This is a genomic window from Vibrio sp. V42_P2S4T144 (assembly GCF_009904715.1).
In the GTDB taxonomy this organism is placed as follows: Bacteria; Pseudomonadota; Gammaproteobacteria; order Enterobacterales; family Vibrionaceae; genus Vibrio; species Vibrio alginolyticus.
In genome coordinates, this window is sequence record NZ_WXWS01000209.1 from 19,483 (window position 1) to 28,842 (window position 9,360).

Annotated in this window: 7 protein-coding genes; 5 read left to right on the forward strand and 2 right to left on the reverse strand. The window is 48.4% G+C overall.

Annotation, left to right across the window (positions count from 1 at the left end; all coding sequences use genetic code 11):
- Window positions 1-31: 31 nt before the first annotated feature.
- On the reverse strand, window positions 32-1,555 hold the full coding sequence (locus CAG68_RS07375) for a YifB family Mg chelatase-like AAA ATPase (protein WP_086047110.1): 1,524 nt from the start codon (window positions 1,553-1,555) through the stop codon (window positions 32-34).
- Window positions 1,556-2,019: 464 nt separating this feature from the next.
- Here CAG68_RS07375 and ilvG point away from each other — a divergent pair, with 464 nt between their 5' ends.
- From ilvG to ilvA, 5 genes are read left to right on the forward strand one after another with little or no spacing between them, the layout of a single operon-like run.
- Window positions 2,020-3,666, forward strand: a complete 1,647-nt coding sequence (ilvG, locus tag CAG68_RS07380; RefSeq protein WP_005378960.1) for an acetolactate synthase 2 catalytic subunit — start codon at window positions 2,020-2,022, stop codon at window positions 3,664-3,666.
- An 11-nt stretch (window positions 3,667-3,677) separates the two neighbouring features.
- Window positions 3,678-3,962 (forward strand): acetolactate synthase 2 small subunit, encoded by a 285-nt coding sequence (gene ilvM, locus CAG68_RS07385; RefSeq protein WP_005378958.1) that lies wholly within the window; start codon window positions 3,678-3,680, stop codon window positions 3,960-3,962.
- 12 nt (window positions 3,963-3,974) lie between these two features.
- Window positions 3,975-4,913 carry a branched-chain-amino-acid transaminase gene (gene ilvE, locus CAG68_RS07390; protein WP_005378953.1) on the forward strand — a complete coding sequence of 313 codons (939 nt, stop codon included), beginning with the start codon at window positions 3,975-3,977 and terminating at the stop codon, window positions 4,911-4,913.
- 13 nt (window positions 4,914-4,926) lie between these two features.
- A complete protein-coding gene (gene ilvD, locus CAG68_RS07395; RefSeq protein WP_005383859.1) occupies window positions 4,927-6,768 on the forward strand; it encodes a dihydroxy-acid dehydratase in 1,842 nt (613 codons plus the stop codon).
- Window positions 6,769-6,770: 2 nt separating this feature from the next.
- Window positions 6,771-8,318, forward strand: coding sequence for a threonine ammonia-lyase, biosynthetic (ilvA, locus tag CAG68_RS07400; RefSeq protein WP_017635600.1), 1,548 nt, complete (start codon window positions 6,771-6,773; stop codon window positions 8,316-8,318).
- Between the two features lie 55 nt (window positions 8,319-8,373).
- Here ilvA and punR read toward each other — a convergent pair whose 3' ends face one another.
- Window positions 8,374-9,276 (reverse strand): DNA-binding transcriptional activator PunR, encoded by a 903-nt coding sequence (punR, locus tag CAG68_RS07405; protein ID WP_017821565.1) that lies wholly within the window; start codon window positions 9,274-9,276, stop codon window positions 8,374-8,376.
- Window positions 9,277-9,360 lie beyond the last annotated feature (84 nt).

Below are 9,360 nucleotides of genomic sequence, written 5' to 3' on the forward strand. Positions count from 1 at the left end.
AACACTTGTTGCGATGACATTTTGCATGTCTCTATACCGCTTGCGCCGTAAGCTGTTTCAGTAAACGGTCCATCGCTCGATACCCAAGTGCCTCGGCCAAGTGCGTTCGTTCAATTTGCTCCGCCCCATCCAGATCGGCGATTGTTCGCGCCACTTTGATAATACGATGATATGCACGAATAGAGAGTCCTAAACGATGCAAAGCGGTTTCAAGAAACTCAGCATCAATCTTATGCAAGGGACAAAACGCCTCAATTTCTCGACTACCTAGCAGTGCATTGACCTTACCACTGCGGTTTAGCATATTGTTACGCGCATGGCTCACACGCGCTTTTACGATAGCAGTCGGCTCACCGCGATCACCACCTTCTGCTAATGTCCCTTTGGGCAAAGCTGGGATTTCTAAAGACATATCAAAGCGATCTAACAGTGGTCCAGATAATCGACCAAGGTAGCGCAAAATAGCTTGTGGATTGGTGCGCGCTTGATTGCCTTCGTAATATCCTGTCGGGCTTGGGTTCAATGCTCCAACTAATTGGAAGCGAGCCGGAAAGCGTGTTTTACCTTGCGCTCGAGAGATAATGATCTCGCCAGATTCGAGCGGTTCGCGTAACGAGTCTAGAACTTTACGATCAAATTCGGGCATTTCATCGAGAAACAATAACCCGTTGTGGGCTAAAGAGATCTCCCCTGGTCTGGGTACCGAACCACCGCCGACTAATGCCGCCATTGAACTTGAATGATGCGGAGAACGAAACGGACGCGACTTCCAGTTATGCTCATTAATTTCACTCTGAGTCAACGATGCCACCGAAGCGGTTTCCATTGCTTCTTCGTCACTCATTTCCGGTAATAAGTCACACAAACGCGAAGCCAACATCGTTTTTCCAGTACCTGGCGGGCCAAGGAAAAGTAAGTTGTGGTTTCCAGCGGCAGCAATCTCCAGTGCTCGCTTACCTTGTTGTTGGCCAATAATATCTTGTAAGTCTCGACCATGTTTTTCGATCGTTTTTCGCTTAGGCGTTTGAAAAAGATTCAGTCGATGTTGACCACAAAGCTCGGCACATACTTCCAGTAATGATTGGGCCGATTTATGTTGTTCCTTCCCCACTAGCGCCGCCTGATCGCCATTCACATGTGGGACGACCAAATGACGTTGAATCTTACTGGCTTCCAGCGCAGCAGGCAGCACACCTTTTACAGGTCTTAGACCACCAGATAGCGCCAACTCACCAACAAATTCGTAGTTTTTGAGCTTATCTGTCGCGATTTGATCCGAAGCGGCCAAAATTCCCAATGCAATAGGAAGATCAAAACGTCCTCCCTCCTTGGGTAGATCTGCCGGAGCCAAGTTCACGGTGATCCGCTTAGCAGGAAATTGAAAGTTAGAATTAATGATCGCACTGCGTACGCGATCTTTGGACTCTTTTACCGTTGTCTCTGGCAAGCCTACTAAGGTAAACCCTGGCATGCCGTTGCTGATATGAACTTCTACACTAACCGATGGCGCTTGCACCCCGACGCTTGCTCGACTATGAATGATTGCCAGCCCCATACGTTCCTCAATTTTTTGAACACTCTGTAAACAAATGTTTTATCTAGTTGGTTATGTTATATACCGCGTCCCAATTGAGAGTTAATGTGAAAAAAGAATGACTTTTTGCTTGTCATGCAGCGGAATTGTGTGATACCACTAATGACGCAAACAATTTCGTAGAACATTACACAACATTTTTTAACGAAAAAAGAACGACAGACAGATGAACCTTTTCGCTCATATCAACGCACTGCTAGCCCTGATTATCGTGGTCATTATTGGCACCGCGCGGGGTATTGTGGGCGAAAGGTAACCACAAATTACAAAAAACCCCCGCACTGAAAAGTCCGGGGGTTTTTTTACAACTACAAGTTGTCATCTGTCTAACCCTCGGACAGTTTAACGGGAAGAATGGGAGTGCACATGAAGTGCAATAAATATGGCAATCGCTACGAGCCACAACGTAGCAAAGGAGGTTTACGATGACTGGTGCACAACTTGTCGTAGCCGCTTTAAGACAGCAAGGCATCGAAACCGTTTTTGGCTACCCCGGCGGGGCCATCATGCCAATCTATGATGCTTTGTATGACGGTGGGGTGGAACACATCCTATGCCGTCACGAGCAAGGGGCCGCTATGGCAGCTATCGGGATGGCTCGTTCCACTCAAGACGTTGCTGTGTGCATGGCAACTTCCGGCCCAGGAGCCACTAACCTTGTTACCGGCCTTGCCGACGCTTTCCTTGACTCCGTACCTCTAGTTGCCATCACAGGCCAGGTTGCTAGCTCTCATATCGGTACCGATGCATTCCAAGAAATGGATGTGATCGGAATGTCCCTAGCCTGTACTAAGCACAGCTATCTCGTGACTGAAATTGAAGATCTAGCTCCGACACTTGCCGAAGCCTTTGAGGTCGCAAAAACCGGTCGTCCGGGTCCTGTCATTGTCGATATCGCCAAAGACGTTCAACTCGCTCAAGCACCTACAGACCTTCTTCCTCCATACATAGCACCAGCAATCGAAGATGTCAGCGCTGAAGATATCAAACGTGCGCAAGATGTGCTGGCAGCATCTACTCGCCCAGTGTTGTATGTTGGTGGTGGCGTGCAACTTGCGAAAGCAACCGATGCAGTACGCGAATTTCTTCGCTTAAACCCAATGCCTGCAGTTAGCACATTAAAAGGCCTCGGTACCATTGAACGCCATGATCCTCACTATCTTGGTATGTTGGGTATGCACGGCACCAAAGCCGCTAACCTAGTGGTTCAAGAAGCCGATCTATTGATCGTGGTTGGCGCGCGCTTTGATGACCGTGTGACGGGTAAGCTCGACACGTTTGCACCAAATGCGAAAGTGATTCATATCGACATTGATGCTGCGGAGATTCATAAACTGCGCCACGCCAACGCACCATTACGTGGCGACATCAACACCATTCTTCCTCAGCTAGAGCTGACTCAAGATATCTCACCGTGGGTTCATCACAGTGAAAGTCTGCGCAGCGGCTTTAAGTGGCGTTACGACCACCCGGGCGAGTTAATCTACGCACCGCTATTGCTTAAACAGCTGTCTGACATGATGCCAGATAGCTCAATTGTCTCGACCGACGTCGGTCAGCACCAGATGTGGGCAGCGCAACATATCCAGCCACGCGAACCACAAAATTTCATCACTTCTGCTGGCCTTGGCACCATGGGCTTTGGCTTGCCAGCGGCGATGGGTGCTGCAGTCGCACGTCCTGATGATCAGTCTATCCTTATTACAGGTGACGGTTCATTTATGATGAACGTTCAGGAATTGGGCACGCTGAAGCGTCGTCAGATTCCAGTGAAGATTGTCCTTCTTAATAACCAACGTCTTGGCATGGTTCGCCAATGGCAGTCATTGTTCTTTGACGGTCGCCACAGTGAAACCATTCTTGATGACAACCCAGATTTCGTGATGTTAGCAAAAGCGTTCGATATCCCGGGCAAAACCATCACCAAGAAAGAAGAAGTCGAACCTGCTCTCAAAGAGATGCTAGCGAGTGAAACTTCTTACATGCTTCACGTTTTGATTGATGAAGAAGAAAACGTGTGGCCATTGGTGCCACCTGGCGCATCAAACAGTGATATGTTGGAAAATACATAGGAGACAATCGCATGGACAGATATTTACTCGACATCAAAGCCGATGACAAACCGGTACTGTTGGAGCGCGTTCTACGTGTGATTCGTCACAGAGGCTTCGTGATCAAACAAGTCGCTGCTACGCAAAACCACGAAAGCAAAGTAGCCAGCGTCGAGATCATCGTCGACAGCGATCGACCAATCTCGTTTTTGATCAATCAAATAGAGAAGTTGTGGGACGTTCGTAAGGTTGAGGTGCTAAAAATCCGCAACGATGAACTGCCAAATCACAACTTACAACAACACGTAAGTGCATAAGGAAGGCAACAAATGGCAACGAAAACTGCAGATTTCATTTGGTTTAATGGTGAGATGGTTCCATGGGCAGAGGCGAACGTTCACGTTCTGACTCACGCAATGCACTATGGTACATCCGTGTTTGAAGGCGTGCGCTGTTACAACACACCAAAAGGCCCAATTGTCTTCCGTCACCGTGAGCATGCACAACGTCTAAAAGATTCTGCCAAGATTTACCGCTTTCCGATCCCTTTCTCTGTAGAAGAAATCATGGAAGCGACCCGCGAAACACTGCGCCAAAACAAACTCGACAGCGCTTACATTCGTCCATTGGGTTTTGTCGGTAATGTTGGCTTAGGCGTATGTCCACCAGTTGGCACTGAGATGGATCTAATCATTGCAGCATTTCCTTGGGGCTCTTACTTAGGCGAAGAAGCGCTAGAAAAAGGTGTCGATGCGATGATTTCAAGCTGGAACCGCGCTGCGCCAAACACCATCCCAACTGCAGCTAAAGCAGGCGGTAACTACCTATCTTCACTATTGGTTGGTGGTGAAGCGCGTCGTCACGGTTACGACGAAGGTATTGCGCTAAGCGTAGATGGTTACCTATCGGAAGGGGCTGGTGAAAACATCTTCGTTATCAAAGATGGCGTAATCACCACACCACCAGCAACTAGCGCGATTCTACCGGGCATCACTCGTGACTCGATCATGACAATTGCACGCGATAAAGGCTACGAAGTACGTGAAGCGAACATTGCTCGTGAAGCCCTTTACCTTGCCGATGAAGTCTTCATGACAGGTACTGCGGCTGAGATTGTACCAGTGGCAACCATCGACAAGATTGAAGTGGGCACTGGTAAGCGCGGCCCTATCACTAAAGAACTACAAGCAGCCTACTTTGGCCTATTTGACGGCACCACGGAAGATAAGTGGGGCTGGTTAGACTATGTGTACCCAGAACAGAAGTAAGAAGGATTAGGAAATGCCAAAATATAGATCAGCTACCACCACACATGGTCGTAACATGGCGGGTGCACGAGCACTGTGGCGTGCAACGGGTGTGAAAGAAGAAGACTTCGGTAAACCAATCATCGCCGTTGTAAACTCGTTTACTCAATTTGTTCCGGGTCACGTACACCTGAAAGACATGGGTCAGCTTGTAGCACGCGAAATCGAAAAAGCTGGCGGTATTGCGAAAGAATTCAACACCATCGCGGTTGATGATGGTATCGCAATGGGTCACGGCGGCATGCTGTACTCACTGCCTTCACGCGAACTGATCGCAGACTCTGTGGAGTACATGGTCAACGCGCACTGTGCCGATGCCATGGTATGTATCTCTAACTGTGACAAAATCACTCCGGGAATGTTGATGGCATCTATGCGTCTCAACATCCCGGTTATCTTTGTTTCTGGTGGTCCAATGGAAGCGGGTAAAACCAAGCTTTCTGATCAGATCATCAAACTAGACCTTGTAGATGCGATGATCCAAGGCGCGGATCCAAAAGTGTCTGATGAGCAAAGCGAGCAGATCGAACGCAGCGCATGTCCAACGTGTGGATCGTGTTCAGGCATGTTCACTGCAAACTCAATGAACTGTCTAACGGAAGCACTGGGTCTTTCTCAACCAGGTAACGGTTCTATGCTGGCAACGCACGCTGACCGTGAACAACTGTTCCTTAATGCAGGTCGTCGCATCGTTGAACTGACTCGTCGTTACTACGAGCAAGATGACGAATCAGCACTGCCACGCAACATCGCTACGTTTGATGCGTTCGAAAATGCGATGGCACTGGATATTGCAATGGGTGGCTCAACCAACACCATTTTGCACCTGTTGGCTGCAGCGCAAGAAGGTGAAGTGGATTTCGATATGGAAGATATCGATCGCCTATCACGCCAAGTACCACACCTATGTAAAGTGGCACCATCTACCCAGAAATATCACATGGAAGATGTACACCGCGCTGGTGGCGTCATGGCAATTCTTGGTGAGTTAGATCGTGCAGGTCTTCTACACAATGATGCGCGCACCGTGCTTGGCCTTTCGATGAAAGAGCAGCTGGCGAAATACGACATCATCCAAACTGAAGACGAAGAAGTACTTAAGTTCTACCGCGCAGGTCCTGCGGGAATTCGTACTACTCAAGCGTTCTCACAAGATTGCCGCTGGGATCGCCTTGATGACGACCGTGCGGAAGGCTGTATTCGTACTATCGATCATGCCTTTAGCCAAGAAGGTGGCCTAGCCGTTCTATCAGGCAACATCGCATTAGATGGTTGTATCGTTAAGACTGCTGGTGTGGATGAGAGCATTCATAAATTCACTGGCCCAGCCGTAGTTTTCGAAAGCCAAGAAGACGCCGTAGAAGGCATCTTAGGCGGCAAAGTAAAAGCTGGCGACGTGGTTGTTATCCGTTACGAAGGCCCTAAAGGTGGTCCGGGCATGCAAGAAATGCTTTACCCAACCACTTATCTAAAATCGATGGGCCTTGGCAAAGAGTGTGCACTTCTGACTGACGGCCGTTTCTCTGGCGGCACATCAGGTCTTTCTATCGGCCACGCCTCTCCTGAAGCAGCAAACGGCGGTGCAATTGGCCTGGTAAAAGAAGGCGATATGATTGCAATTGATATTCCAAACCGTTCAATTTCACTCCAAGTGTCTGAACAAGAACTTGCTGAGCGCCGTGCAAAACAAGACGAACTAGGCTGGAAACCAGTTGACCGCCAACGTGAAGTTTCATTTGCACTCAAAGCGTACGCGAGTATGGCAACCAGTGCTGACAAGGGTGCAGTACGAGACAAGTCGAAGCTAGAGGGCTAGCAATGATGGAAGCTCAACCCGAAAAACAAGTGAACCAAACTGGCGCAGATTATCTGCGCCAAATCCTTCGCGCACCTGTTTATGAAGTAGCAACAGTGACGCCACTGCAAGAAATGCCTCGTTTATCTGCACGTATCGGGAATAACGTGCAGATCAAGCGTGAAGATCGCCAACCCGTACACTCGTTCAAATTGCGCGGTGCATACAACATGGTGGCGAGTTTATCTGAAGCACAAAAAGCCGCTGGTGTCATTGCAGCATCGGCAGGTAACCACGCTCAAGGCATGGCGCTCTCTGGTACTAAGCTAGGCATCAAAACCACCATCGTGATGCCTAAAACCACACCAGACATCAAAGTCGATGCGGTACGTGGCTTCGGTGGCAATGTAGTGCTGCACGGCAGCAACTTCGATGAGGCAAAAGCGGAAGCGGAACGCCTTTCTGATCTGCATGGGTACACATTTGTCCCTCCTTTCGATCACCCACTGGTGATTGCAGGTCAAGGCACCATAGGCATGGAAATGCTGCAGCAAAATGGTCACCTTGATTACATTTTCGTCCCTGTCGGTGGTGGCGGTTTGGCTGCGGGTGTTGCGGTACTTGTGAAGCAGCTCATGCCAGAAATCAAAGTGATTGCAGTTGAGCCAGAAGATTCGTCATGCCTCAAAGCTGCTTTGGATGCTGGTGAGCCAGTAGTACTAGACCAAGTCAGCATGTTTGCCGATGGCGTCGCTGTAAAACGCATTGGCGAAGAGACTTTCCGTCTATGCCAAAAGTACATTGATGGCCATATTGCCGTCTCTAGCGATGAAATCTGCGCAGCAGTAAAAGACATCTTTGAAGACACCCGTGCGATTGCAGAGCCTTCTGGCGCGCTTGCTCTGGCGGGTTTGAAGAAGTTTGCTGAGCAAAACAAACTGCAAGGTAAGAATTTAGGTACTGTGCTGTCTGGTGCCAACACTAACTTCCATGGCTTACGTTATGTTTCTGAGCGTTGCGAGCTTGGTGAGAAACGTGAAGGTTTGCTTGCCGTCACCATTCCTGAGCGTCAAGGTGCCTTCTTTGAGTTCTGTAACCTCATTGGCGGCCGCGCCGTAACGGAGTTTAACTACCGCTACAACGATGACGCATTGGCAAATATCTTTGTCGGTGTGCGTTTGCAAGGCGGTCAGGAAGAGCTAGAACATATCATTCACGACTTACGTGATGGTGGCTACCCAGTGGTTGATTTGTCTGATGATGAAATGGCGAAGCTGCACGTGCGCTACATGATTGGTGGTAAGCCGTCTAAGCCGCTTAAAGAGCGCCTCTACAGCTTTGAATTCCCAGAGTATCCTGGGGCGCTACTTAAGTTCTTAAGCACACTCGGCACACACTGGAATATCAGTTTGTTCAACTACCGTAACCACGGCGCTGACTACGGACGTGTTTTATGTGGTTTCGAGTTAGATGAAAGCGATTTAGCTCAGTTTTCTGCACATTTACGTGAACTTGGCTATCAATGCAAAGACGAGACAGACAACCCATCGTATAAGTTTTTCTTGTCATAAAACGCCACATTTCAAACATATCAATGAAAACACCTCGCTAATGCGAGGTGTTTTTTTATGACTGTAACCAATCTTTATGTAGCTGATTAGGCGACCCAAGATAGTCCACCATCCACTGGATCAATTTATGATTATCATCTTTGCGCCATACTAAGCAGCAGTGACTGAGCGGTTTATCATCCGGCATGACCTTCTCCACCAGCACACCATCATTGATTAAGGGTGTTGCAATATGACGTGGCATGTAACCCACGCCCACCCCATTTTTTAAACATTCAATCGCACTATACCAATTGGGCAATAATAATCGGCGCTGTTGCGGATAATGGCCAGTATGGCGTTTTGGCAGCACGTTCGAAGTATCATCAAGACAGATCGCCGGAAATTGACTCACAAACTCTTCAGTAAGCACTTGTTGTCGAACGCAAGGATGAGCGGGTGACATCACAAATGCCCAATCTAATACGCCCATATCTTTGACTTCAAAATCCCCACCAACGGGAACCGCAGACGTCGCGCCAACGACAATGTCGGCTCGACCTTGTGCTATGGCTTCCCAAGAACCATTGAAGACCTCCATATTGATCTGCAATTCAGCAAATTCAAACTCGCGATAAAAATCTTCCACCAAAGGTTTGAGTTTTTCTAACTTCACCACGTTATCTAAGGTCAGCTTTAACGTGCTTTTCCATCCTTGAGCCGCTCGCCGCGTTTGTGCTTTCACCTCTTCCATTTGACGCAGCAAAGAGCGTGCCTCGGCCATAAAAAGTTCACCCGCTGGAGTTAGCTCGACTTTCCTTGGTAAACGTCGAAACAGCACCACATCTAAATCTTGCTCGACCTGCCTTACTCCATAGCTGATGGCTGAGGGGACTTTATGCAATACCTCAGCCGCAGCGGTGAAACTGCCTAAACGGGCAACCGTATCCAGCATTTCCAAAGACGCTTTAGAGAACATGATTTAACCTTTCAAAAAATTTGATTGATAACCAACAATTTTAGCGTTTTATTTTCTCAAAATCGAAAAATAGAATAATAAGGT